At 52.0% G+C, this 25220-nt stretch carries 20 protein-coding genes and 1 tRNA gene; 17 read left to right on the top strand and 4 right to left on the bottom strand.

What is annotated here, in order from left to right:
• Positions 1-129: 129 nt before the first annotated feature.
• The gene (gene ptsP, locus ACUN8H_RS01145; protein WP_445531066.1) at positions 130-2391 is read left to right on the top strand and encodes a phosphoenolpyruvate--protein phosphotransferase; all 2262 of its coding nucleotides are present in this window, start codon (positions 130-132) and stop codon (positions 2389-2391) included.
• Here the strand turns inward: ptsP and ACUN8H_RS01140 are convergent.
• Positions 2388-3188 carry an NRDE family protein gene (locus tag ACUN8H_RS01140; protein ID WP_445530363.1) on the bottom strand — a complete coding sequence of 267 codons (801 nt, stop codon included), beginning with the start codon at positions 3186-3188 and terminating at the stop codon, positions 2388-2390. The two genes, ptsP and ACUN8H_RS01140, sit on opposite strands and share 4 nt — an antisense overlap.
• A 207-nt stretch (positions 3189-3395) precedes the next feature.
• On the opposite strand from ACUN8H_RS01140, the gene ACUN8H_RS01135 reads away from it, so the two are divergent.
• The 12 genes from ACUN8H_RS01135 to ACUN8H_RS01080 all read left to right on the top strand — a co-directional run bounded on the left by ACUN8H_RS01135 (position 3396) and on the right by ACUN8H_RS01080 (position 18187).
• Positions 3396-4628 (top strand): response regulator, encoded by a 1233-nt coding sequence (locus ACUN8H_RS01135; RefSeq protein ID WP_445530362.1) that lies wholly within the window; start codon positions 3396-3398, stop codon positions 4626-4628.
• Complete coding sequence (locus ACUN8H_RS01130) at positions 4625-5422, top strand: sulfite exporter TauE/SafE family protein (RefSeq protein WP_445530361.1); 798 nt, start codon at positions 4625-4627, stop codon at positions 5420-5422. The genes ACUN8H_RS01135 and ACUN8H_RS01130 overlap by 4 nt, the downstream gene beginning before the upstream one ends.
• Positions 5423-5505: 83 nt before the next feature.
• Entirely contained in the window at positions 5506-6294 is a 789-nt protein-coding gene (lgt, locus tag ACUN8H_RS01125) for a prolipoprotein diacylglyceryl transferase (protein WP_445530360.1), read from the top strand.
• Positions 6295-6458: 164 nt separating this feature from the next.
• A complete protein-coding gene (locus ACUN8H_RS01120) occupies positions 6459-7232 on the top strand; it encodes a thymidylate synthase (protein WP_445531065.1) in 774 nt (257 codons plus the stop codon).
• Complete coding sequence (locus ACUN8H_RS01115; RefSeq protein WP_445530359.1) at positions 7229-7768, top strand: dihydrofolate reductase; 540 nt, start codon at positions 7229-7231, stop codon at positions 7766-7768. Before ACUN8H_RS01120 ends, ACUN8H_RS01115 begins: the two co-directional genes overlap by 4 nt.
• A 20-nt stretch (positions 7769-7788) precedes the next feature.
• Positions 7789-8706, top strand: coding sequence for a ProQ/FINO family protein (locus tag ACUN8H_RS01110; protein WP_445530358.1), 918 nt, complete (start codon positions 7789-7791; stop codon positions 8704-8706).
• Between the two features lie 260 nt (positions 8707-8966).
• On the top strand, positions 8967-10046 hold the full coding sequence (locus ACUN8H_RS01105) for a porin (protein WP_445530357.1): 1080 nt from the start codon (positions 8967-8969) through the stop codon (positions 10044-10046).
• Positions 10047-10598: 552 nt separating this feature from the next.
• Positions 10599-12452, top strand: a complete 1854-nt coding sequence (gene glmS, locus ACUN8H_RS01100) for a glutamine--fructose-6-phosphate transaminase (isomerizing) (RefSeq protein ID WP_445530356.1) — start codon at positions 10599-10601, stop codon at positions 12450-12452.
• 31 nt (positions 12453-12483) lie between these two features.
• The gene (gene glmM, locus ACUN8H_RS01095; protein WP_445530355.1) at positions 12484-13824 is read left to right on the top strand and encodes a phosphoglucosamine mutase; all 1341 of its coding nucleotides are present in this window, start codon (positions 12484-12486) and stop codon (positions 13822-13824) included.
• A 59-nt stretch (positions 13825-13883) separates the two neighbouring features.
• The gene (gene pgm, locus ACUN8H_RS01090) at positions 13884-15476 is read left to right on the top strand and encodes a phosphoglucomutase (alpha-D-glucose-1,6-bisphosphate-dependent) (protein ID WP_445530354.1); all 1593 of its coding nucleotides are present in this window, start codon (positions 13884-13886) and stop codon (positions 15474-15476) included.
• Between the two features lie 150 nt (positions 15477-15626).
• A complete protein-coding gene (gene pgi / locus ACUN8H_RS01085; protein ID WP_445530353.1) occupies positions 15627-17300 on the top strand; it encodes a glucose-6-phosphate isomerase in 1674 nt (557 codons plus the stop codon).
• A gap of 26 nt (positions 17301-17326) precedes the next feature.
• On the top strand, positions 17327-18187 hold the full coding sequence (locus ACUN8H_RS01080; protein WP_445530352.1) for a UTP--glucose-1-phosphate uridylyltransferase: 861 nt from the start codon (positions 17327-17329) through the stop codon (positions 18185-18187).
• An 84-nt stretch (positions 18188-18271) separates the two neighbouring features.
• Here the strand turns inward: ACUN8H_RS01080 and rfaH are convergent, their stop codons facing one another.
• On the bottom strand, positions 18272-18796 hold the full coding sequence (gene rfaH / locus ACUN8H_RS01075; protein WP_445530351.1) for a transcription/translation regulatory transformer protein RfaH: 525 nt from the start codon (positions 18794-18796) through the stop codon (positions 18272-18274).
• 552 nt (positions 18797-19348) lie between these two features.
• On the opposite strand from rfaH, the gene ACUN8H_RS01070 reads away from it, so the two are divergent.
• The 4 genes from ACUN8H_RS01070 (at position 19349) to ACUN8H_RS01055 (ending at position 24041) form a co-directional block, all read left to right on the top strand.
• Complete coding sequence (locus ACUN8H_RS01070; protein ID WP_445530350.1) at positions 19349-21316, top strand: diguanylate cyclase; 1968 nt, start codon at positions 19349-19351, stop codon at positions 21314-21316.
• A 144-nt stretch (positions 21317-21460) separates the two neighbouring features.
• Entirely contained in the window at positions 21461-22408 is a 948-nt protein-coding gene (locus ACUN8H_RS01065; RefSeq protein WP_445530349.1) for an AEC family transporter, read from the top strand.
• A 79-nt stretch (positions 22409-22487) separates the two neighbouring features.
• Positions 22488-22564, top strand: a tRNA-Arg gene (locus tag ACUN8H_RS01060).
• A 1000-nt stretch (positions 22565-23564) separates the two neighbouring features.
• Positions 23565-24041: a CreA family protein gene (locus tag ACUN8H_RS01055; RefSeq protein ID WP_445530348.1), complete on the top strand. Its 477-nt coding sequence runs from the start codon at positions 23565-23567 to the stop codon at positions 24039-24041.
• Positions 24042-24156: 115 nt separating this feature from the next.
• Here the strand turns inward: ACUN8H_RS01055 and ACUN8H_RS01050 are convergent, their stop codons facing one another.
• Complete coding sequence (locus tag ACUN8H_RS01050) at positions 24157-24723, bottom strand: CAP domain-containing protein (protein WP_445530347.1); 567 nt, start codon at positions 24721-24723, stop codon at positions 24157-24159.
• Positions 24704-25192 (bottom strand): pyridoxamine 5'-phosphate oxidase family protein, encoded by a 489-nt coding sequence (locus tag ACUN8H_RS01045; RefSeq protein ID WP_295711313.1) that lies wholly within the window; start codon positions 25190-25192, stop codon positions 24704-24706. The genes ACUN8H_RS01050 and ACUN8H_RS01045 overlap by 20 nt, the downstream gene beginning before the upstream one ends.
• Positions 25193-25220 lie beyond the last annotated feature (28 nt).

Below are 25220 nucleotides of genomic sequence, written 5' to 3'. Positions count from 1 at the left end.
ACGCCGTTACCCAAACTAGGGTTACCCACGTTAGGGGCTACCCACGTTAGAGGTAACCCAAAGTAGGGCAGCGGCCGTTCGCCAAGAAATTCCTCAGCGAGGCAAATAACAGTGAAAAGTAAAACGTCCATGCTTGAGGTGTTGCGACGAGTCATTCAGGAAGTGAACGGCGCGCGCAATCTCGATGCCGCGCTGTCTACCATGGTACGTCGAATTCGCAAAGCGATGCAGACCGACGTGTGCTCTTTCTATCTCTATGACAAAGAGCTTGAGTCGCTGGTATTAATGGAGACCATTGGTCTGCGAACCCAAGCCGTTGGGCGCGTCGTGCTACCGCTAGGTGAAGGCTTGGTCGGCTTAGTGGCTAAGCGTAGTGAACCGTTGAATCTTGAAGACGCCCAAACCCACTCGCATTTCCGCTATTTCGAAGCCACCGGCGAAGAGCGCTACTCCAGCTTTTTAGGCGTGCCGATCATTCACCAGCGCCACATGTTGGGCGTGCTGGTGGTTCAGCAGGCTGAAAAACGCCGTTATGATGACGAAGATGAAGCCTTTCTGGTGACCATGGCCGCGCAGTTGGCAGGGGTATTGGCCCATGCGTTAGCAACGGGCAACCTAATGCGCCCAGCGCTTGCGGGTGGCCAGGCCATGTTTAAAGGCGTTGCCGCGTCACCCGGTATGGCGATGGGAGAGGCCGTGGTCATTACCCCGCCTGCCGATTTGAACAGCGTGCCTGATCTGGTACCCAGCGATCAGGATTTTGAAGTCGCTCGTTTAAAAGAAGCCATTGGCAAAACCCGTAGCGAAATTCGTGCGGCAGCGGAGCGCCTGACCAACCGCATCTCTGCCCAGGAGCTGGCGCTGTTCGATGTTTATCAGCAAATGCTGGGTGAAGCGGCCCTGGCCGATGAAGTCGAAAAGCGTATTCGTGAAGGGCAGTGGGCGCCAGGCGCGCTTGCCGATGTAGTCCGACGCCACGTCCAGTATTTAGAGCGGGTCGACGATAATTACCTGCGTGAGCGGGCGGCCGATATTCGTGACTTGGGCCGCCGGGTGCTTGCCCATCTCCAGGAGGACACGCCTTCCACGCCAGAAACCTACCCCGATAACGCTATTCTGGTCGGCGATGAAATCAGCGTGGCCATGCTGGGCGAAGTACCCCGCGACAAGCTCAAAGGGCTGGTGTCGGTGCGGGGCTCGAGCACATCCCACGTGGCGATCGTTGCCCGCGCTATGGGTATCCCCACGGTACTCGGCATGGTGGATTTGCCGTTACCACGCCTGGGCGGCGCGCCAGTGGTGCTGGACGGCCACCGGGGTCGGCTGTTTGTGCGCCCAGCGCCTGAACTTAAAGCACGTTACGCCAGTCTGATCGCCGAAGAAGAGGCGCTCAGCGAGCTGCTTGAGCACGAGCAGGATTTGCCCAGCGCCACACCCGATGGTCATACCATGCCGCTTATGGTGAACACCGGGTTGGCGGTCGACGCTACGGCACTGCTAAAAAGCCGTATCGGCGGAGTGGGCCTTTACCGTACCGAAGTGCCGTTTATGATTACCGAGCGTTTCCCTGGCGAAAAAGAGCAAACCAAGCTCTATCGTGATCAGTTAGAAGGCTTTGCACCGCTGCCGGTGGTGATGCGTACGCTGGATATCGGGGGCGACAAAGATCTGCCCTATTTCCCTATTGAAGAGGCTAATCCGTTTCTGGGCTGGCGCGGCATGCGGGTAACGCTGGATCACCCTGAAGTGTTGATGGTGCAGCTGCGCGCCATGCTTAAAGCTTCCATCGATCTAGACAACCTCTACGTGCTGTTCCCGATGATCACTAACGTAGAAGAAGTAGACGAAGCTCTACGCTTACTGGATCGCGCTATTTTAGAGTTAGGCGAAGAGGGCATTACCGTTATCAGGCCAAAAGTTGGCGTGATGATCGAAGTGCCCGCCACCATCTACCAGATGGATGCATTGGCGAAACGCGTCGACTTCTTCTCCGTGGGTAGCAACGACCTTACCCAGTACCTGCTGGCGGTGGATCGCAATAACCCGCGGGTATCGAGCCTTTACGATGCGCTGCACCCAGCGCTGCTCGGTGCACTGCTGGAGCTTGCGACCGATGCCACGCGGCTTAACAAGCCTATATCGCTATGCGGTGAACTGGCGGGTGACCCGGCCGGGGCGCTGCTGCTAATGGCGATGGGGTTTACCAGTCTCTCCATGAACGCCCCCAGCCTGCCCAAAGTGCGCGCAGCGATCCGTCGGGTGCCGTTTGCCGATGCTAAGCAGCTACTTCAAGAAGTGATGGAGCTAGATACACCTGCCCAGGTACATGCGCTTTTAAATCAACGCCTAGATGAATGGCAGCTATCTCACCTAATGCCTCCTCGAGATTAGGTCGTCGGCAGTGAAGGATCGCTGGGTAGCGCCAGGGTAGTCTGACCCTCAAAGCGCCCCAGCGCCCCAAAACGTTGCTCGGTCATCTCAATGTTGCCTTGAGCGTCTAATGTCAGCCATGAAGTCGCACGGGTGCCATAGCGCTCGCCGATAATAAAGGCTGCGGAAAGCTGACGCTCCAGCTCGAGCCCTACACCGGTATCCGGTAACGCCTCATCGGCTGCCTCCTGCGGATTTTGCATGGCGCGTTGAACTTCGTTAGGCCAACCCTGGGTCAGATCTACCTGGATAAGCGTGCGTTCGAGCGCGTTACGCACGTGTAAAAGCTTCGGCCAGGGTGAATCTAGATCCGCATTGGAGAGCCCGTAAACGCCGGGGAGCACCTCATTTAGCGCTAAGCGACCGCGACCACGATGCAAGTGCCAAAGCCGTTGGGGAGTAGCAACTAATAAGTTAAAGCCGGTATAGCGCAAGGCGCCGCCTTGACTCAGCTTGGTGAGCCAGACATCAATGTCGTTGCATCGTAGGGCGTTGGCGACCAGTTCCCCGCGGCTAGGCGCGCCAGGGGGCACATTGAGCAGCGGGTCGCGAACGTTAGTGAGTGCGGCCACAATGCCACCCCGCTTGGCGGCCAGCCATGAACCACCTGCTTCTAAATCACGACCGCCAACAATAGCCGGAGTGTCGCTCCACGCTGCAAGAGGCGCGGTAGGGCGCGCGTGGAACTCGTCACGATTGCCCATTAGCCGCAAAGGCGTCGGCGTGCCGGGTTGCCAAGCAAGCGATATCAAGCACATAACAAACTCTTAAGTAAAAAGGATGAAAAACGTTCAACGGAAGAGCAGCATGACAGTAACGAAGTGTAGACGTACACTTATGTCGGTATCATCTTTGTAGCATAAATTACCACATCAAATGTGTGAGTTAATGCAGTTGGTGGTTGCACAGAGGTAATACTACGGTCACGTTATCAGCGGCCATTTGGCCAAAAGGAAGGCGAGATCATGCAACGCTATCAAAGGGAGCACTTTTGGAACGCCATCGTGTGGCCGCTGCTGTGGCCATTGCTGCTTTTGCAGGCGGCCTTGATCATACTTTGCCTTGCCGTTGGTGCCATGGTGTGGTGGATGTCGCCCGCTAACGCCTCCTGGAGTACCACGCTGTGGTTGATGTCAGCCTTGCTGATTGGCAGCAGCTTGAACGTGGGTGCGTTTTTGATGTTGGTCAAGGCCCGTGGTCGGCGAAAAGACATCCGTTTCATACAGGAGCTCGCTGAACTTGAGCGGCACAGCCAAGCACTCTGTGCCACCGTTGCCCAATCACAGCCCGACCCTAAATTCGCCACCCCCAACGAAGCTGTTGAATCTCATCTACCCCTCCAACGACTGGCCCGTGTGAACGAAGTACTCGCAGGGCTCGAACGTCGCATGCATTGTTTGCAGTTGGCAAACGTAGCCTCTAGGAGTACTCAGCAGGAGCAAGAGCAAGAGCAAGCTCTGCTAGATGATCTGCAACACCAGCAGCGGCAACTCAAGCATTTAATAGCGGGACGTGACAGAGCGCGAGAAGAGTCGCGCTTGAAATCAGGATATCTTACGCTGCTCCAGCGTGAAACGGACGCTTTGCTAGACCATCTGAATGTGATGGCTGATAAAGAAATTACCGACAGCTGTCGGCAAAACGTAATGGAGGTGCGTGAGCGCTTGTCGGACATTCGTGCGCTGTTAACGAACCTTGTCCAACAGAGCGTCGGTGAGTCTGCAGTGGCAGGTGCGGTGACCGGGGTGACCGGCTCTGAAGAGGCCACTAGTGGCCAGCGTGGCGGTCTTCAGCGTCATTTGCGAGTGCTGGTGGTGGATGATGGCCCGGTCAACTTGATGCTGGCGCGGCAAATGCTGGAAACGCAAGGCCTTCAAGTAGAAGGCGTGAGTAGCGGTGAACAGGCGCTTGCACGCCAGCAAGGCGGCTTTTTCGACCTGGTGTTTATGGATATCTTCATGCCCACCATGGATGGGCTTGAGACCTCCCGGCGCTGGCGTGACTATGAGCGTACCCATGGTGGTAACCAAAGCAGCGTGCTGGTTGCCCTCACGGCAAACGCCGACAACGCTGGGCGCGATGCTTGCTTAAATGCCGGCATGGATGACCTGCTCGCCAAGCCTTATCAGCCTGAAACGCTGCTGAATATGATTACTCACTGGTTCCCCGGCAAGATCAAGCCAGCACCCTCTGCATGACCATTGCCGTTGCCTTATCGATCTATTTAACTCTCGGGGCCGTCGCAGGCTCCATGGCTGGCGTATTTGGCGTCGGCGGTGGGCTGATTATCGTGCCAGTGTTGGTGTTTGCCTTTGGCCTACAAAACGTTGCTCCCGAGATCATCATGCATCTCGCCATTGGTACCTCCCTCGCTACTATCCTGGTCACCGGTTCGTCTTCTGCGTTGGGGCATTTTCGACGGGGCAGCATACATCGCGTATGGCTCAATGCCCTGTTGCCAGGCTTGGTGGTAGGCGCCATCGCTGGCGTGTTTGTGGCCGATAATCTTTCGGGCACATCGTTAGGAACTATGTTTGGCATCTTCGTTCTACTCATTGCTGCCAAGATGGTGTTCGGCCTAACCCCCAAACCCGGCAGTGTCGCGCCGGGAAAATGGGTAATGGCACTGGCGGGTGGTGTTATCGGTGGTATTTCCGCTCTTTTCGGGATTGGTGGTGGCGCCATGACGGTACCATTGCTGTCTCGTTGCGGGGCTAGCATGACCCAAGCAGTGGGGACAGCCGCCGCCGTTGGGTTACCCATCGCACTGGTGGGCGCACTGGTATTTATCATCGTTGGCTGGGGAAACCCACTGTTGCCGCCCTGGGCGACGGGCTTTGTCATGTGGCCTGCGTTTTTCAGTATTGTCGTGACCAGCGTTCCATTTGCCCGCTTAGGCGTTAAACTTGCCCATGTGTTACCCGCCCATGCGCTTCGGCTCTCCTTTGCACTACTGCTAGCAGTGGTTGGGGTACGATTTCTCCTCTCCTAGCGGTTGATGGCTTCGCCAATGAGGTGAGCGCTTTTAGTGATTCATGAATGAAAAATTCCCTTTGGATAGACTTGAGAGTGTAAATGATTAATTACCCGACGATTGACCCGGTGGCGATCTCCTTAGGGCCACTACAAGTCCATTGGTATGGTTTGATGTACGTAGTAGGTTTTGTCGCAGCATGGTGGCTTGGTTGCCGTCGGGCATCGCGGATTGGCCTCAACAATGACGATATTGGCGATTTACTCTTCTACTGTGCGATTGGGGTGGTCGCCGGTGGGCGTCTAGGTTATGCGCTCTTCTACGGGCTAGGCCAGTGGACCGCCGACCCACTCTGGATCTTCCGCGTGTGGGATGGCGGCATGAGCTTTCACGGCGGCCTGCTCGGCGTACTGCTGGCGGCCTGGATATTTGCTCGGCGTAAACAGCTAGCTTTCTTCACCCTGACGGACTTCATCGCCCCGGTGGTGCCAATCGGCTTAGGGGCAGGGCGCATTGGTAACTTTATCAATCATGAACTCCCGGGCCGTGTTACGTCACTCCCTTGGGGGATGCCCTTCCCTGGTATGGGACCTGAACCTCGACACCCATCCGCTCTCTATGAAGCCTTACTGGAAGGGGTGGTGCTATTCATTATCCTGTGGTGGGTTTCCGCGAAACCAACCGCACGAGGGTTTGTCTCCGGGCTGTTTTTAGTCTGTTACGGTGTTTTCCGCTTTATGGTCGAATTCGTCCGCATGCCCGACGCGCATATAGGTTTCATTGCTTTTGGCTGGGTCACCATGGGGATGCTGCTAACACTGCCCATGATCGCGCTAGGCCTTGTCATCATCGCCTGGTCACGCTCTCAGCCAGTGGATGTGAAGCCATAAAGCACATGAGCATCGGGCATTAAGCCAGCGTGATAAAAAGAGGGGCAATCTTCGCATTGCCCCTCTTCACCTCACCCCCTAGAATAAAACGCTACACCGCCTGTTAATTTGGAAATTCTGTGACTGCACCAACGCCCGCGCTCGAGCAACCCTATTTAGATTTGATGCAAACCGTTCTGGAACATGGCATTGACCGCCATGACCGCACTGGTGTGGGCACGCGCTCCGTGTTTGGCCACCAAATGCGCTTTGACCTATCGCGTGGCTTTCCGCTACTGACGACCAAAAAGCTGCATCTGCGCTCGATCATTCATGAGCTCTTATGGTTTCTCAAAGGCGACACCAACATCGCCTATCTAAAAGAGAACGGTGTGCGGATTTGGGATGAATGGGCAGATGAAAACGGAGACCTAGGCCCCGTTTATGGCTATCAATGGCGTAGCTGGCCTGACCCTAAAGGCGGCAGCGTTGACCAAATTGCCAAGGTGCTGAATCAAATTCGCACCTCTCCGCAGTCGCGACGCCTGATTGTGTCTGCCTGGAACCCGGCCCAGGTCGATGAAATGCAACTGCCGCCGTGCCACTGCCTGTTTCAGTTTTACGTCGCCAATGGAAAGCTGTCGTGTCAGCTCTACCAACGCAGTGCCGATATCTTCCTCGGTGTGCCGTTCAATATTGGCAGCTACGCACTACTGCTAACGATGGTGGCACAGGTGACAGGGCTGCAGCCCGGTGAGTTTATCCACACCCTCGGCGATGCCCACCTCTACAGTAATCATTTAGAGCAGGCCAAAGAGCAGCTCACGCGTACGCCGAAAGCTGCACCAACGCTCGTGCTCAATCCAGACGTTGACGATCTGTTCGCGTTCCGCTTTGAAGACATTCAGATTGAGGGATACGAAGCACACCCACACATCAAAGCCGAGGTGGCGGTATGAGTCACACGAGCGATACCTTCGACTTCCTAGTGCCAGTCGCAATGATCGCTGCCATGGCCAAAAACCGAGTAATTGGTGTCGACGGCAAGCTACCCTGGTACCTACCGGAAGACCTCAAGTTCTTCAAGCGTATTACCCAGGCCAAGCCGCTGGTAATGGGTCGGAAAACCTATGCCTCCATTGGCAAGCCGCTGCCGAATCGACTGAATGTAGTCGTTACCCGAAATGCCGAGTTTAGCCAAGAAGGCGTGCGCGTCTGCCATGACCTGTCGGCAGCGTTGGCGCTAGCCGACCAACACGCCACTATAGAAGCGGCGGAAGAGATCATGGTAATGGGGGGCGGAGAAATTTATCGTCAGGCATTACCCTTCGCTCAGCGGCTTTACATAACGGAAGTAGATGTAGAGGTAGAAGGCGACGCCACGTTTCCTGACTTCGAATCCAGCGAGTGGCAAGAAGTACAGCGCGTAGCGGGGCAGCCAGCAGAAGGGCAGCCAAACTACGATTTTGTCGTCTACGAGCGCATCGCCGACTGAATGGGTCAAAGGAGAAGGCTATGGCCGCCAGCTTAATGAACTTGTTGGATGATTTAGAAACGCGCCTTGAACGCACACAAGCTGAACTGCACGCCCTGCGAGACGAAAATCAGCGGCTCAAGCAGCAATTGGCGCAGCCACGTGCTCAAGAGCAAAGCGAGCCAAGCCCGGAAACTGCGACCAAAGCTGAGTTACACAGCGAAGAAACTGTTTACCAGGAAGTGACTGACCAAAAAAATACCGCTCAAGAAGCTGTTGTTCAAACAACACCTGAACAAGGTAAGTCTGAACAAGGTACGCTTGAGCAAGAAGCGCCTCTCACAGCAGTTCGAGAAGCAGAACGGCCCGAAGAAGAAACGTTTGAGCCAGATGTTGCTGATAGTGTTGTTGGTGGCCAAGCTATTAACGGTGATGATACGTCGAATAACGTAGAAGAATCTCCGCAAACGGCTGAAACGGCCAAAACTCCTTCACCGCACGCACTGCTCAATCAGTGGTATGAGCGATACCCAAACGCCTTTTTTAAAGGGCATACCAAGCCACTAAAAATAGGCATCCACCAAGACTTGGCAGAGCGTGAAGCGTGGCCCAATAAATTGATTCGTCGCGCATTGGCCAACTACGTCAACCTGCCGCGCTATATAAAAGCAGTGCGAGCAGGGGCTGAAAGGGTCGATTTAGACGGTCAGCCTGCTGGCAAGGTGGATAAAGAAGCCGCGCAGCATGCCTCAGAAAAACGCGGCGATAAGAAGGAGGGTGGGGATAAAAAAGAGAGCGCCTCAATCAAGAAGCCTCAGCCTAAATCTTCGACGCCAGCTGCATCAAAGCCACGTCAAGAGCCGTTAAAGCAAGCCGAAAGTGAAAAAAGTGAACCACGTAAGACGCTTAGCCTGGAAGACAAATTGCTTGGCTTACAGCAGAAATTCAAAGGCCGCTGAGACCAAGCCTGAAGGCTAGGGTTCAATAAAAAAGCATAAATAGTAAAAAAACACTGTTTTTTTCTATTGCGTTCACTGGAATCCCGGTATAGAGTTTGTCCTGCGAGCATTGGACTATAACAAGGCTTAGTTGAGGACATGCCGCATACCTCCGGAAAAACGGAGGATGGGAAAAGAGCATGGCCCGCAAGCCATCTGCCGTCTCATTAAGAGCCGAGCAGCAACGATCGAAACAGTATACGAGTTAAGGAACTTACATCATGAAAAAAACACTTTTAGCGACTGCTATCGTTGGCGCCCTGGGTGCCTCAGCTGCAGCACAAGCTGCAACTGTCTATGACCAGGACGGCACCAAGTTGGACGTCTATGGCCGTATCGCTATGGGTATCGCCGGTGGCGGCCCTGATTTTAATAGCGCCGGTCAGGAAATTAATAATGACGCTGAGTTTGTAGACGTCTACTCACGTCTTGGTCTGCGCATGAGTCATGAAGTTTCTCGTGACCTGACTGCTTTCGGTCGTCTCGAGTGGCGTTTCCGTGCGGATGAGTCTGGTAACCGCAACGGCAACAGCTTCTCTGCTTTCTCTGAAACCCGTCAAGCTTACTTAGGTCTACAAAGCGATCAGTTTGGTACCTTCCAAGCGGGTAACTTCGACGGCTTCTACAACCAGTTTGTTTCTCTGCCATTCGATGTTTACATCGACCGTGGCCTAGAGTTCGCTGGTCATCCGGTCCAGTCACGCGGTGATTCTATCGGTTACTACACGCCTGACCTGAACGGTTTCACTGCTGCCTTGCAAGCTAAGCACTACAGTTCGCGCGGAGCAGTAGAGGGAAGCGTTGAAGATGAAGATTCTGAAGTAGCAACGCAAGGTGGTGTTCGTTACGCACAAGGCCCTGTAACCATTGGTTTAGGTTTTGTGGATGATATCCTAGAAGGTGATGGCGGCAACGATGAAGTGCGTTACGGCCTGATTGGTTCTTACGATTTTACCGATCAGTTCTCTATGCGTTTGGGTTATGAGACGCGTGACAACAACGACGATCTCTCCCCGACTGTTGCAGATAACGGTTTTGACAAAGTTGGTCTAGGCGGTACGTTTACAACTGGTCCTTGGGCATTCACAGCTGATTACTACAACGTAGAGCGTGATAGTCAAGATACCCGCCACGCATGGGCTGCAGGCACTTACTACAAAGTTTCCAGTGCATTCGATGTATTTGTTGAGGTCGCTGACGGCGACACTGGCTTTAGCAGTGACGAGTCAAGCATCGGCGACAACTTCGATGAGCTGAAAGATGACGTATACTGGCTGACTGGCGCACGTTACCACTTCTAAGCTTGGTTTAACTACCACGCTTGAAGGGTTAACTGCCTAGCAGAACCAATAGAACCGGCCTCTTATGAGGCCGGTTTTTTGTTTGTTAAGATGTATGTTCAGCAATAAATAGCGGGGTGATTATTAGTAAATAAGTAATGAGAAAAAATACTCTTTTTTATTAATTGTTATCTTATGTTTCTTCATTTTAATTCAAGGCGTTAAATCAGTTTTAAATAGGCGGGTAAAGAGCGTAAGCGTAAGGAGTTGAGGGCTCATGGTCGTTACATCCTCTGGTACAGAGCAGCGGCTGGGGAATGCATCAAAAGAGGAATTCCAATTGCCTGCTCTAGATAGTATTTCGTTAGAGTGGCGATGTAAGGTGTTATAACAAGGCTCCTGTCTGTCGTGGGTTCTGTATTATGCTTCAGCCCTTTTAGTCAGCCCTTTGCCTTTAGGTACACTAGCGTGCCTGCTGGCTTACGGGCTATTATTCTCGACACCTAACTTTAATATTTACATTTGTATACATTAGGTGTTATTTTTTAACCAAAAGCTACCTATGGAAGCATTATGTGCGGCATTGTCGGCGCGGTTAGCGCAAAGGATAGCACGCCTTTCTTACTGGAAGGGTTAGCAACACTGGAGTACCGCGGCTATGATTCGGCGGGGTTGGCATTACTTGAGAGTGAGAGCTTCAATGGCTTACAGCGTGCGCGCTCCAAGGGGCGCGTGGCTGAGTTGGCCAACAAGGTCGCCCAAGAAAACTTGCACGGCAATGTGGGCATTGCACATACGCGCTGGGCTACCCATGGTGTACCTGCCGAGCGAAACGCCCATCCCCATATTTCGGGTGGCTTGGCGGTTGTGCATAACGGCATTATTGAGAATTACGAATCCCTGCGCGAAAAGCTGCAGGGATTCGGCTACGAATTTACCTCTGATACCGACACCGAAACCATTGCCCATCTGATTCAGGCTTGCTTTAAAGGTCAGATTGGCGAGCCTGCCGAAAACCTGTTTTCTGCCGTGCAGTGTGCCGTGGTCCATTTAAAAGGTGCCTTCGCTCTGGCCGCTATTTCAGAGGAAGAACCTGATTGCGTAGTGGTGGCCCGGGAAGGTTCACCCTTAATGCTCGGTATTGCAGAGGATGGTCACTACGCTGCCTCTGATGCTTCTGCCTTGCTATCGGTCACTAAACGGATGATGTACCTGGAGAATGGGGACGTTGCTAGGTTGAGCCGCAATGCAGTAGCAGTGGTCGATAGAATCGGTCAGCCTGTCCGCAGAGAAGTGATTACCTCAAGCTTGAATGCCAATGCGGTAGAGTTGGGTGATTACAACCACTACATGCAGAAGGAAATCTTCGAGCAGCCTCAGGCACTGAGCAATACGCTCGAGATGATTAGTGGTGCAGGCCAGCTGCAGGCAGGTATTTTTGGAGCCGAAGCTGCTGACATATTCCAACAGATAGATTCGGTGCTGATTATTGCTTGTGGCACCTCGAGCTATGCGGGTATGACCGCCAAATATTGGATTGAGCAATTAGCGGGTATTGCCTGTAATGTGGAAATTGCTAGTGAGTACCGCTATCGGCAAAGTGTGCCCAATCCTAAACAACTGGTAGTGGTAATCTCCCAATCGGGAGAAACTGCCGACACTCTGGCCGCGCTGCACCATGCCAAATCACAAGGGCATACTTATACTTTGGCGATCTGCAATGTGCCAGAATCGGCGATCGTGCGTGAAACCTCTCTGCGTTTCATTACGCGTGCTGGGCCAGAAATTGGCGTGGCCTCTACTAAGGCATTTACTACTCAGCTAAGCGCACTGTTCCTACTGACTTTATTGCTGGCAAAAGCCAACCAGCGATTAAGTGATGCGGATGAAAAAGCCTACCTGGATGAATTAAGGCATTTGCCAATCGCGGTCGATAAAGTCCTGTCATTGGAACCCAATATCAAAGACTGGTCGATGCATTTCGCTAATAAGCATCATGCGCTATTCCTGGGTCGTGGGCGGCACTATCCCATTGCGTTGGAAGGCGCATTAAAACTTAAAGAGATCTCCTATATCCATGCCGAAGCCTACCCAGCGGGCGAGTTAAAGCATGGTCCTCTAGCATTGGTAGATGCTGAAATGCCGGTAGTCGTGGTAGCACCTAACGATGAAATGCTGGAAAAACTCAAAGCCAACATGCAAGAAGTGAGCGCCCGAGGGGGCCAGCTTTATGTATTTGCTGATGGTGGCAGTAAGGTGCAGCCTTCCGAGGGCGTTCATGTACTGCAAATGCCAGAACACTACGGCTTACTTTCGCCTGTATTGCATGTAGTAGCACTGCAACTGCTTTCTTACCACGTGGCCTTAGTGAAGGGCACCGATGTAGATAAGCCGCGCAATCTCGCAAAGAGCGTGACCGTAGAGTAAGGCCATCATTTGCTATACAGGTTTATTTAAAATGCGTAAATATTTCGGCACTGACGGTGTGCGTGGTCGGGTAGGTGAGTTCCCAATGACGCCTGATTTCGCTATGAAGCTTGGTTGGGCGGCTGGCCAAGTGTTGGGCGCAGAGGGTGTTAAGGAAGTACTGATTGGGAAAGACACCCGCGCCAGTGGTTATATGCTGGAATCTGCGTTAGAAGCGGGTTTTTCAGCGGCCGGTGTAAATGTTGCTTTGGTAGGGCCATTACCCACTCCGGGCGTTGCCTACTTGACCTCTACTTTCCGGGCCGATGCGGGTGTGGTTATCAGTGCTTCGCATAACCCGTTTGATGATAATGGCATCAAAATATTTGCCCAGGGCGGCCATAAGCTGACCGACCAACAAGAGCAGGAAATCGAGCGTTGGCTGCAGGTGGCACTTGATGGCGGTATGACGTGTGTCAGGTCTGATAAATTAGGTAAAGCACGCCGCATTGATGATGCAGCCGGGCGTTATACTGAGTACTGCAAAGCGAATCTGCCTGGGCACTTAAGCCTTAACGGTCTGAAAATTGTTGTCGATTCGGCTAACGGTGCAGCCTATAAGGTGGCACCCGCAGTCTATAGTGAATTGGGCGCCGAGCTCATTAGCATTCATGCTACGCCCAATGGCATCAACATTAACGAGCACTGTGGTGCTACTGCTATGCAAAGCCTAAGAGCGGCGGTACTAGAACACCAAGCTGACCTAGGGATTGCATTGGATGGTGATGCCGACCGCTTGATGATGGTTGACCACACCGGCACCGTTGTCGATGGCGATGAGCTTCTTTACCTGCTGGCGAAAGATGCTAAAGCATCTGGGTATACTGGAGGTGTGGTAGGCACTCAAATGAGTAATTTGGGTTTAGAGCAAGCCTTGGCAGGATTGGAGATTCCTTTTCTGCGCGCTAAGGTCGGCGATCGCTATGTGATGGAGCAGCTTAAAGCGACAGGCTGGAGGCTGGGTGGTGAAGGGTCTGGCCACTTATTGAGCTTAGACCATGCTTCAACAGGGGATGCCATCATTGCCTCATTACGTGTCATGACCTGTCTATTGCAACAAGAAACGATTCTTTTCGATGGCAAGCAGGGCATGGTAAAGCTACCTCAAACACTCATCAATGTGCGCTACAGTGATGCTAATGATGGGGATCCGCTAGAAAAAGAGCAGATCAAAGCAGTGGTCACCCAAGTGGAGGATGAACTAGGCAAAGATGGTCGTTTGTTATTGCGCAAGTCAGGCACTGAGCCGTTGATTCGAGTCATGGTGGAAGCGATTGATGCCAAGCAGGCTCGTCGCTGCGCCGAGCAAATAGCAGACGCGTTGAGCGGTTAATAAGTTTCTGTAAGCACGTATTCACGGTGATATGACTAAATAAAGCGAGGGAGACGCAAATGGATGCTGTCACGAAGGCTTTTTATGATGAAACACCGAGCGCTAACGAGCCAGCAGAACGCGTAGCGTTTGGCACATCCGGCCATCGTGGCCGTTCTATTGAGCGTACATTTAATCAAGCGCATATATTTGCTATCACTCAGGCGGTTGTTGATTACCGGCGCGAAGCGGACTATCAAGGGCCGCTTTTTTTGGGCTTTGACACCCATGCGCTTTCACGACCTGCCTGGGAGTGCGCGCTTCAAGTGTTAGCGGCTAATAATGTACCTGTGTTTATTGAAAAAGGGCACGGCTACACCGCTACGCCGCTGGTTAGCCATGCTATTTTACAACTTAATCGTCATCACGGGCAGGGATCGGCTAGCGCAGGACTGGCAGACGGCTTAATTATCACGCCTTCTCACAACCCGCCAGAAGATGGCGGCATCAAGTACAACCCCCACCACGGTGGGCCCGCTGAAACGGATATCACTACCTGGATTGAACTACGTGCAAATGCCTATCTGCTGAGAAATTTAACCGATGTGCCTACAGTGCCAGTCAAGCAGGCACTAGCGCATGCTCAGCAGTACGACTTTACAGCCCACTATGTCGCCCAATTGGCCGAGGTGGTGGACATTGCAGCAATTCAGCAGGCGAACCTGACGCTGGGCGCCGACCCAATGGGGGGCACGGCTTTGCCGGTTTGGCAGGCTATCACCGCTCACTACAACCTCAATCTTGAGGTAGTGAATACGGCCATTGATGCCGAGTTTGCGTTTATGCCGCCGGACCATGATGGCAAGACCCGCATGGACTGTTCAAGCCCGGCAGCGATGGCGAATTTGCTTAAGATTAAAGACCGGTTCGATATTGCCTTTGGTAATGACCCTGATGCTGATCGTCATGGCATTGTGGACGCCAATGGCTTGATGAATCCGAACCATTTTTTAGCGGTGTGTATCGATTACTTAATCACCCATCGTCCTGAGTGGGCAGCAACGCTAAAAATTGGCAAAACGCTGGTGTCATCTTCGACGATCGACCGCTTAGTGGCTGCTCATGGTCGCGAGCTTTATGAAGTGCCCGTTGGTTTTAAATGGTTTGTCGACGGACTGCATGAAGGTTGGTTGGCATTTGGGGGCGAGGAGAGCGCTGGTGCTAGTTTGCTGACTCGCACTGGCAAGGCATGGTCCACCGATAAAGATGGCATCGTGCTTTGCTTACTGGCTGCCGAAATCATGGCAGTCACCGGTAAAACGCCTAGTGAATACTTTCAAACACTAACCGAGCGCTTTGGTGTGCCGTTTTATAAGCGCGTTGATACTGCTTGTTCAGCCGAAGAAAAAGCGGCGTTTAAAAACCTCAGTGCTGAGAGTGTCAATGAAGCTAGCTTGGCCGGTGATGCAATTACAGCGGTTCTAGTTGCCGCACCGGGTAATGGGGCAGCCATTGGTGGCATCAAAGTAACGACCGATAGTGGCTGGTTTGCAGCGCGCCCCAGCGGCACCGAATCGCTTTATAAAATTTACGCGGAGAGCTTCAAAGGCGAACAACATTTAGATGAGCTCATCGAAAACGCAAAATCCCTATTAGCGCGTGTGTTGAAGTAGTACCAGAAGATTCATATTGCGCACTATCTGTTTGTCTATTATTAAATTAAGTGCTTGATGGCGCTTCATGGCGTAAAGCTTGCTTTATTACCAAATGAAGTAATACAGCAGGCTTTCGCCATAAGAGTATCCGAGTTCACGGAGGAACGAATGTACACATCATCACCTCAACGGCTGTCGCGTGTTTATACACCTATCAACGCCTTAGAAGCACATGCGGAACATTTACAGGCGCAGTCCCTCAGCGATTTAATCGGGGGTGAGTCTAAGGCTGCCTGTCGCCGTGCCACTGACTTGGCTTTTACGCTAGGTCCGCTTTATTTAGATCTCAGCAAGCAACGCATTACGTCAGAAACTCTTTCCTTATTAGTGGATTGGGCGCATAGCTGTGGGTTGGAGTCGAAACGCCATGCATTATTTGCTGGTGACATGGTAAATGAATCAGAGCGTCGATCTGCGCTACATATGGCAGCTCGCTGGCCTGCTGATGCAGCGCCACCAGCGGGAATGGAGGAGGCGGTTGAATTTTGCCAGTTTCAGCGTGTTCGCTTAACGGCAATGGTCGAGCGCTTGCATGACGCTAACTGGTTTGGTGCTACTGGTCAGGCAATCACTGATGTGGTGCATATTGGCGTTGGTGGCTCAGATTTAGGGCCAAAAATGATCAGTGAGGCGCTAGCAGCAGGCTGCCCAAGCCAAAAACGCATCAATGTTCATTATGTTTCTAGCATGGATGGTGCACAGCTGCTGCCATTGATGGAGCGCCTCGATCCCGCTAAGACATTACTGGTGTTGGCGTCTAAATCATTTACCACTGCCGACACACAGTTTAATTTGCGCACAGCGTTGGCGTGGCTAAGTGAGGCACTGGAAATTGATGTGCCTACGGTATGTCGCCACCAAGTAGTGGGCGTATCCGCCAAACCTGAAAAAATGTCTGAGTTTGGTATTCCTACCGAGCACCAGTTAATTTTTAAAGATTGGATTGGCGGGCGTTTTTCGTTGTGGTCGCCCATTGGTGTCAGCGTGGCAATGCAGCTCGGTATTGAGAGTTTTGACGCACTGCTGGCGGGTGCTCATTCAATGGATCGACATTTCCTGGAAGCGCCATTGATGGAGAGTTTACCAACGTTAGTGGCGCTGGTAGGCGCTTGGAATTGCCAGTTTCTGAAAATCCCCACCCATACAGTGCTGCCTTATGATGCTCGGCTGAAAAGTTTACCTGCCTATTTGCAGCAGCTAGAGATGGAATCGAATGGTAAAAGCGTGTGTTTGGATGGTCGTTCTGTCACGCACGCCACCTGCCCCATTATATGGGGCGAAGTAGGACCAAATGCGCAGCATGCGTTTTACCAATTGCTACATCAGGGTGGGCATACCGTTAGTGCTGATTTTGTCGCCGTGGCGCGGCGCGAAATCGAAGCTCCTCAGGCGGTATGCGATTTGCTAGCCGCTCAGGAGCAATTGACGCTCGCCAATTGCCTGGCTCAGGCACAGCTTTTTGCTTTGGGGGATGATGCAATTCCTACCGTTTTACGTGGGCACATGGCGCAGGGGTATCGCGGAAATCAGCCTAATTCGCTCCTACTAATGAAACAGTTAGATGCGTGGAGCTTAGGCGCGTTGCTGGCACTCTACGAGCATAAAGTGTTTGTACAATCAGTGCTGTGGAACCTTAATCCGTTCGATCAACCGGGCGTAGAGTTAGGGAAGAAATTGGCAACAAGCCTGTTTAACGTAATTTCAGGTAACGCCTTAGAGCAAAGTCTGGTGAAAGATCCAAGTACCCAGCAGTTATTAAACAAAGTAGTTGAATGGCGTTAGTAAAGAAACGATCAAGGAATCAGATGATGACGCAGGTGCGAAAAGCGATTATTCCGGTTGCGGGTTTTGGAACCCGTCTATTACCCATTAGCAAATCGATCCCTAAGGAAATGGTGCCTGTGGTCGACCGGCCACTTATTCAACATGTAGTGGAAGAGGCCTTGGCCGCGGGTATAAACGAAATTATTCTAGTCACCCGTTCAGGAAAGTCGGCGATAGAAGACCATTTCGATGCCCATGCGGAGTTAGAAGACGCATTAGCCAGCAAAGGCAAAGATGATTTGCTGAAGACCTTAGCGTCCATTGCGCCACCGTCATTAAGAATCACCAGCGTGCGCCAGCCAAATGCCCAAGGTTTGGGACACGCTATTTATTGCGCTGCACACCTATTAGAGAAGGATGAGCCCTTCGCTGTTATCCTGCCAGATGTACTGGTTAAGCCCCAGCCGGGCGCTAATAGTTGTGACCTTGGCGTGATGGTAACTCATTGGGAAGCCAGCCGTGCGGCGCAAATAATGGTGGAAGCTGTGCCAGAAGAAGAAGTGTTGCGCTACGGCATTGTCGATTGCCTAGGCAACGAACCTCGTGCTGGGGAAAGTGCTAATATGCGTGGCATAGTGGAAAAACCAAAGCCCAAGGATGCTCCTTCGCGGCTTTCTGTCATTGGCCGTTATGTGCTGCCTTTTCAAATAATGGAACTGCTAAGCGACCAACCGCCTGGTGCAGGAAACGAAATTCAATTAACCGATGCCATTGATCGATTGATAAAGAAAGATAAACCGGTCCAAGCTTTTCGTATGAACGGCCGCACGTTTGATTGCGGCCATATCGACGGCTGGTTAAAGGCAAATACTATTCTTGCCCGAGAAGCAGGCTACGACGTGTAACTTTGCTTTTCTTATTGGCGGCTCGCGGCGCCCTCGTTGCCTATGAGTGAGCCAGCGAGTCATATGGCGAGAAGAAATATTCGATCATCTTTCGCTTTTTTGTATACCACCTACTGGGACGTCTAAGTGTTGTGGCCGATTAAGCACGTTAAGCAGGACAATAGCACGCTCTTCTCCCTTGCAACGAGTGAAAATGGCTTCTAAATCCTTAAACGGGCCTTCCGTTATAGTGACTTTCTCACCAGCACTAAAGTAAGTGTGGATGCTGTCCTGCTGGTGTGGTTGAGAACGCAGGGTATCGATTAGTGCGTTGGGCGTGGCGACTGGTTTATTACCAAAAGTGAGTAACCGCAGCACGCCGCGCGTGGAACGAATCGGCCGCCAGTTGCTGACTACTTGATCTAATCGAATGAAGAGGTAGTAAGGGAATAGCGGCTCGGTCATGCTGACTAACTTGCCTTGGCGTTTCCGCTTAAGGGTAAGGACAGGATGAAAAACTTCATAACCCTGGTTAGTGAGATGTTCGGCGGCGCGAAATGATTCCCCGCCTTTGCATTGAATAACATACCAAGAGGGCGTCGCACCTTCTAAGTCGTTCACAGAATCCATCCAGTCATCCTTGGGCCTAACGCGTGAGCTATGTTTATCGTATCAGCAAGGTTACGGTAGCTGCGTCGCTAATGCATGTAACGTTTGGTCAAAATGTATTTTACAGGCACTCACAAGAAGGAAAAGTGCATTATCATCCTTTTTCTTGGCTGCCCCTGGGGTGAGAAAGCGTTCATTTTTTGTTATGTCTTCTAGGTCGCTGGTTAAGTTTCTAAAGAATCGAGGGCAGAGCGCGATAATAAATTAACGAACAAAGGTGCATTGTGTATTGGTGGGATAATCGATTTCTCGGCTCTTTCGCCTGAGCGGGAGATTGTTGCATCGCTACTCATGCAGAAAACTATGTCTGTGCATTGCTGGGGGAGATGTCTTCGAGACATTTCAACGCGCACTTTTACTAAGTTTTTGGTACGTTAGTAGCGATAAAATCTTATTAATTTCTCTAGGGCGCATACATACGCTAATGATTTTTCTCGACACCAAGGTAATGCTGTGCGCTTGGCCGGTCTGTTAAATTCGTTTCCATGCTTCCGTACTCTTAAAGGCCGGCTGTTGCTGGGCCTTGCGCTTACTTGGTTGCTGGTGGTTTCCCTGGTGCTCGGCATGTCGTGGCAGCTGGGCAAAACCATGGTGCAAGAAACCAACATGTCGCACCTTCGTTATGAAGCGACCCTGTTAGCCGACGAGGTCACTCAGCAAATAGAGCTGCGGTTTGAGGCTTTAGAGCGCTTAAGAGAAATGATTGGCGAGACTGATGATGCCGATTGGATCAGTTATCAGCTACGCCAAAACGATAGTTTGCTGGCTTGGTTTGAGGGCGTCGTGGTTGCCAATCGTGAGGGGGAGATCGTGGCTGATTGGCCTGCTATTGTGGGACGAGTAGGGTTGCAGTCGGCTGAGCTTGAATATTTCCGCATGTTGCGAGGCACACGCAGGCCCTACGTGAGTGAGCCCTTTATTGGTCGAGCAAGCGGCGTGTCCATGGTGTTAGTGGGTGTGCCTCGTTTCACCATACAGGGCGATTTCGATGGCATCGTCGGGGGTGTTTTACGTCTTGACTCGGGGGGGATATTTAGCCGTTTAGCCAAGGTGCGTCTGGGGGAAAAAGGTTATGCAGGCGTTGCCACTGCCTCCGGTAAGATTTTATATCACCCTGAGCGTTCACTGATTACTGGCCCGGTGCCGAGCAAGGATTTTAACCCTTGGCTGGATCTAGCGCTGGATGGCTGGGAGGGCGATACCACAGGGCCGTTATTGAATGGCCAGACAGCACTACAGTCATACGCCCAGGTGTGGCCAGCAAGCTGGGTGGTTGGTCTCTATTTACCGCTTGAGCAGGCCCAATTGCCGCTGGCTAATTTTATTCAGAAGCTGTGGTGGCTATGGGTTTCGCTGGCATTGTTAATGATGCCGCTGTTGTGGTGGATGTTGGGACGCGAGCTTACCCCTCTTAGACACCTGGAAAAGCAAATTGGCGAGGTAGGGCTTGGCCATCGCGAGAACGTAAGCCTCGCCACCAATATGCAGGAGTTGCAGCAAGTGGCGTCTACGTTCAACCGCGTAGAAGAAGAGCGACAACTGTTGTTAGGTAATCTCCAGGAGCGTGAAGCATTTCTTGATTCGGTACTTAATGCGGCGCCGCAGGGTATGTTTGTCGCTAATATCAAGGGGGATATCACTTATATGAATCCCGCCTTGCTGGAGATGCTGGGTATTTCTGCTGATCTGCCGATGGAGACATGGTTGACCCAAATTCATAATGACGACATTGAGGGTGCCCAGGATATGTGGCTGCATAGCCTGCGCACAGGCATTGATTTTATTCGTCAATTACGGTTTTTACGTAGCGATGAAGAGCTGCTGTGGTTGGACATACATGCCCGTGTGGTCATGCTTTCTCAGGCTGGCCACACCCTTGGGTTGGTGGGGGTGGTTAAAGATATAACGGAGCGCCGTGAGCAGGAAGCGCTTCAGCGCTGGGAGGCGGAGCATGACCCATTAACCGGACTACTCAATCGTCGCGGCTTTGAACGCCGCCTTGAGGAGGCGTTTGCTGATTTCCAAAAAACCAGTACCCCTTCAGCACTGCTGCTTTTCGACTTGGATCACTTCAAGCCCATTAACGATGAAGGTGGGCATGCGCTAGGCGACGAAATGTTGCGCCGGATTGCACAGGTAGTCGCTTGGGAGGTGCGCCGTAGCGACCATGTGGCGCGCCAGGGCGGCGATGAATTTGGCGTGCTACTGCCTAGCTGTACGCTTTCTCAGGCTAAGCGAATTGCCGAATCCTTGCGCCAGGCAGTGGGGGAGGTCTCTGTCACCCACCAGGGCAAAGAGTACATGGTGACGCTGAGTATCGGTGTTACCACCTTTGATGAAACCGACTCCAGCGTCTCCCACGTTTTAGCACGCGCTGACGCGGGGAGCTACGAAGCCAAGGGGAAAGGCCGTGATGGGGTCGTGATCAATATGCCCCATAGCCAAAAAGATGTAATTGAGCATTTTGATCCGTTTAAATAGCCACGGTTAACGTGCTTATGACGTACTTGCCCGTGAAGCGTGCTTGATTAGTCGACAAAACCTTCTCAACAGTGGAATATAAGCAGGTGCTGAACTTGTTGTAAAAAGCCAATCTTTAACAGCCAGGCCGATCGAGATACCTTTTTGAACCTACTAGAACTGTTTGCACGTACGCTGGATATCACGCTGCCTGTTTTTGCGATGGTGTTTATAGGGCTTGTCCTTAAGCGCTTGAAATGGATCGATACTGCCTTTGTCTCAACCGCTTCAGCTCTGGTCTTTAAAGCGACGCTGCCCACCCTGATTTTCCTGAGCTTGATAAAAGCTGACTTAAGCGTCGCACTAGATGTATCGCTGATGGCTTTTTTTGCTGCTGCTACGCTGGCGCAGTTTCTGCTGAGCTGGGCATGGGCACATTATCATGTTATGCGTGAAAATCGCGGCATTTATGTCCAAGGTGCGTTTCGGGGTAACTGTGGCGTCGTTGGCCTGGCGCTGGCGGCGGGAATGTACGGTAACTACGGCCTTTCGGCGGGTAGCCTGCTGCTAGGCGTGGTAATTGTGATGTACAACGTACTCTCCGTTGTGGTGTTGGCAACTTACCAGCCTGGGCAGTCGACCGACTGGCGCAGTTTGCTAAAGCACGTCGTCACCAACCCTTTGATCATCTCGGTATTTACCGCACTTCCGTTTACCGCTTTTTCGGTATCGCTGCCCAGCTGGTTAATTACCTCCGGGGATTACTTCGCCTCGTTAACACTCCCTTTAGCGCTGATTTGTATTGGTGCCACGCTATCAGTCTCCAGTATGCGCGACAGTAGTCAGGTAGCCATGGGGGCCAGTTGGATGAAGATGGTCACACTGCCGGTGCTCTCCACCGCGGCAGCTTGGTTAATGGGCTTTTCTGGCGAGCAGTTGGGGTTGCTGTTTCTGTTCTTCGCTAGCCCCACCGCCGCCGCAAGCTTTGTAATGGTGAAAGCGATAGGTGGCAACGTGGCTCTAGCCGCCAACATCATTGCGATTACCACGCTGATGGCGAGTGTCACCGTCACGCTTGGCGTCTTTGTGCTGCGTTTACTTGGCTGGATTTAGGGCGGGTAGAGCAACTTGGTTGGCCCTGCCTAAGGGGACGCGTTATACTATGCGCCCTCAAGTTTAGATACCGCTTAAAGTCCCTGTAGCTCAGTAGGATAGAGCAGCCGCCTCCTAAGCGGCAGGTCGCAGGTTCGACTCCTGCCAGGGACGCCAACGGGCTATCTTCATAGCTTTCTCGGTACCTCATCACTCCAAAACTAGTGTTCATGTCCCCCTGGCAACTATTTGCCCGTTTTGCTATGCAATGGCTATTCGTTCCAGCACGGTGCCCCCATATTGCATCGACAAATAATAATTAAAAGGAATGACCGTCCTTAGTAAAGCAATGTTCTTGCTGCTGGCGCTATGCTTTTCAAGTGTGGCAAATGCTCAGCAGCTGGTTGAGGTCCCTGAAAATTGGCTATCACAAGCTGAGTTGGTCGTGGCACTTGAAGAGAGCCGATGTGAGCTGACGTTCGATACGATGTCAAAAGAGCTTTTCCTAGCCCAGGGCGGATGCTGTCGAACATGCTACAAAGGCAAGGCATGTGGTAATGCTTGTATCAACCGTCACTATACCTGCCAACAACCGAAAGGGTGTGCTTGTGATGGTTAAGTAAAAATTGAAGTAGCAAAGATTCGCTAGCCTCGCTTCTTTGCGAGGTTAGCTTATTGTGGGACAGGGGCTGATCACAGGATTAAGGGCGCGGTTGCCAGCACAAATTGTTTCAACCTGAGAGCGCTAAGATAATGCGCTATCGCATAGAACTGAACGTTACGCAGGAAAGAGTAGGCTAGTAACAAAGGAGCCATCCTTGGCTTGCCGCGCGTCCTTGTTCCTTCCGCCTAATGTCTATCCCTAGTTTCATCCATGACCAAGTACAACATACTCCTTGTACGCGGCATGCTTCGGCGTATGGGTACGTTAGCTGATCGACAGATGAGATTATGTAAGCTATTTCTGACACGGTTGTAAGATATAGCTTACAGGGGCAAAAAAATCCGGATAAACGTGATAGGACGGGAAGCAAACATGAACGACATCGGCGTCTCATATTGCTCTCCTTGTCAGATTTTAACATTTTTTTCTGATCCCCTGCGCGCCCTAAGCTTGCGCATTACGCGTATAGTTGGCCTGTTTTTATCAACGGATATGTAGAAGGAAGCTCTATTTATGGTTTTTCATAAGCGCGTTGTCATCGGCGGGAGCATTGCCATGTTGGCGCTGCTGCCAGCTTCATTACAGGCACAAGATGCCCATATTGGTAGTGTACGAACGGAGTTCAAGCTGCTTGGCCCCAACAACACTATTGAAGTCGAGCGCTTTGATGACCCTAAGGTACAAGGTATTTCCTGCTACCTTTCCTACTCGCAAATAGGTGGCATCTCCGGTGCGGTAGGGCTTGCCGAGGAAGCCAGCGAAGCCAGCGTGGCCTGTCGTCAGACTGGGGAAATTGTGTTTGATCCCGCTGAAGTCGAAGAGCAAGAAGTGATTTTTACTCAGCGCCGCTCGGCACTGTTTAAAAATATGCGCGTGGTTCGCATGCACGATAGCGAAACCCAAACCTTTGTGTACCTTACCTACAGTACTAAGTTGGTGGATGGGTCACCTAAAAATGCCATTACGGCTGTCAATTATGGGGATTTTTGAACGGGGCTGTTAATGATGTAACTGCCTTGCTTGAAGCCGCTCTTAACCCTGTGTTCTTTACTAAACCATGGGGCAGGGCGGGCGAATACTGCTATGGGTCCTAGGGCTAATGCACTTAGCGTGAGTTGCCTAGCGTCTGTGTCCAGTAGGTTCCATAGCGTGACTGCGGGTTGCGCGCTTTTGCCATGCCCATTTCGGTAAACGTGCCGTTCATGATGTTTTGGCAGTGGCCAGAGCTTGCCAACCAACCTTCCACAACTGCAGAGGGTGATGTGTGCCCAGCAGCGATATTTTCACCCACCGCTTGCCATACGTAATCCTGATAATTAATACGCTGCTCAATCCCGCTGCCATCCGGCGCGGTGTGACTGAAATAGTCATTTTCCGCCATGTCTTGAGCGTGTCGTTCAGCCGCTGCTTCCAGCTTACAATTCCAAGCTAATGCTTCCACTGGCTCAAAGGGTTGCTCGCCGCACCGCCGCTGTTGGCTGCGTGCCTCGTTGATTAGCGAAAGCATGGCCTGCTTTTGATCGGTCAGTTCACACTGGCTTTCCGCGCTGGCGTCATCTTCATTAGATTCACCGCTCGCTAGTGCACTGCTGGCACCCATCAGCATTGCCAAACTGAAAAGCACCCCGAAGGCGGGGTGCTTATAGAGGCGATTAGCCACCAAATTTTTCATTCTCACCTAAATCCGGTGTGGCATCTTTTTTGAGGTTAGCTTTAGCGATTTCATAAAGCTGGAAGGTTTTGCTCTCTTTGGCCTTCCAGTGCTCCCCCATGTGTACTTTGATTTCTAGCAGCGCCACGTCCGGGTCATCCTTACCTTCAGGAAACCAAGCCGCAACGAAGGGGTTCCAGTACTTTTCGATAAGGTCACGGTTGTCGATCAGGTTGGCTTTACCGGAAAGCGAAACGTAAACACCGTCTTCCTGATCAGAAAAGCTGAGACATACATCGTGGTCACTTTCGGTTTCAATTACTTTTTCAGCACTGCGACGGGTAAAAAACCATAATGTGCCGTCGTACTCTTCTTGCACCAAGTGCATGGGACGAGCTCGCGGGGTATCGTGATCCGAGGTAACGAGCATACCCACTTTGATATCTTTGATCATCTTCCAGATCTTTTGCTTATGTTCAGGGCTAGACATAACTTCACACTCCTTATGAATTGGTACA

Source organism: Vreelandella sp. V005 (assembly GCF_052645115.1).
The sequence above is the reverse complement of the archived record's forward strand: the minus strand, read 5'-3'. Positions and strand labels throughout refer to the sequence as shown.

Excerpts from the sequence above, each read along its gene's own strand:
- ACUN8H_RS01140 (WP_445530363.1), bottom strand. The coding sequence starts at position 3,188 with ATGTGCTTGATATCGCTTGCTTGGCAACCCGGCACGCCGACGCCTTTG.
- ACUN8H_RS01110 (WP_445530358.1), top strand. The coding sequence starts at position 7,789 with ATGGCCGCCAGCTTAATGAACTTGTTGGATGATTTAGAAACGCGCCTT.
- ACUN8H_RS01130 (WP_445530361.1), top strand. The coding sequence starts at position 4,625 with ATGACCATTGCCGTTGCCTTATCGATCTATTTAACTCTCGGGGCCGTC.
- rfaH (WP_445530351.1), bottom strand. The coding sequence starts at position 18,796 with ATGGATTCTGTGAACGACTTAGAAGGTGCGACGCCCTCTTGGTATGTT.
- ACUN8H_RS01115 (WP_445530359.1), top strand. The coding sequence starts at position 7,229 with ATGAGTCACACGAGCGATACCTTCGACTTCCTAGTGCCAGTCGCAATG.
- ACUN8H_RS01120 (WP_445531065.1), top strand. The coding sequence starts at position 6,459 with ATGCAAACCGTTCTGGAACATGGCATTGACCGCCATGACCGCACTGGT.
- ACUN8H_RS01045 (WP_295711313.1), bottom strand. The coding sequence starts at position 25,192 with ATGTCTAGCCCTGAACATAAGCAAAAGATCTGGAAGATGATCAAAGAT.
- pgi (WP_445530353.1), top strand. The coding sequence starts at position 15,627 with ATGTACACATCATCACCTCAACGGCTGTCGCGTGTTTATACACCTATC.
- ptsP (WP_445531066.1), top strand. The coding sequence starts at position 130 with ATGCTTGAGGTGTTGCGACGAGTCATTCAGGAAGTGAACGGCGCGCGC.
- ACUN8H_RS01055 (WP_445530348.1), top strand. The coding sequence starts at position 23,565 with ATGGTTTTTCATAAGCGCGTTGTCATCGGCGGGAGCATTGCCATGTTG.
- lgt (WP_445530360.1), top strand. The coding sequence starts at position 5,506 with ATGATTAATTACCCGACGATTGACCCGGTGGCGATCTCCTTAGGGCCA.
- glmM (WP_445530355.1), top strand. The coding sequence starts at position 12,484 with ATGCGTAAATATTTCGGCACTGACGGTGTGCGTGGTCGGGTAGGTGAG.
- glmS (WP_445530356.1), top strand. The coding sequence starts at position 10,599 with ATGTGCGGCATTGTCGGCGCGGTTAGCGCAAAGGATAGCACGCCTTTC.
- ACUN8H_RS01050 (WP_445530347.1), bottom strand. The coding sequence starts at position 24,723 with ATGAAAAATTTGGTGGCTAATCGCCTCTATAAGCACCCCGCCTTCGGG.
- ACUN8H_RS01135 (WP_445530362.1), top strand. The coding sequence starts at position 3,396 with ATGCAACGCTATCAAAGGGAGCACTTTTGGAACGCCATCGTGTGGCCG.
- ACUN8H_RS01105 (WP_445530357.1), top strand. The coding sequence starts at position 8,967 with ATGAAAAAAACACTTTTAGCGACTGCTATCGTTGGCGCCCTGGGTGCC.
- pgm (WP_445530354.1), top strand. The coding sequence starts at position 13,884 with ATGGATGCTGTCACGAAGGCTTTTTATGATGAAACACCGAGCGCTAAC.
- ACUN8H_RS01080 (WP_445530352.1), top strand. The coding sequence starts at position 17,327 with ATGACGCAGGTGCGAAAAGCGATTATTCCGGTTGCGGGTTTTGGAACC.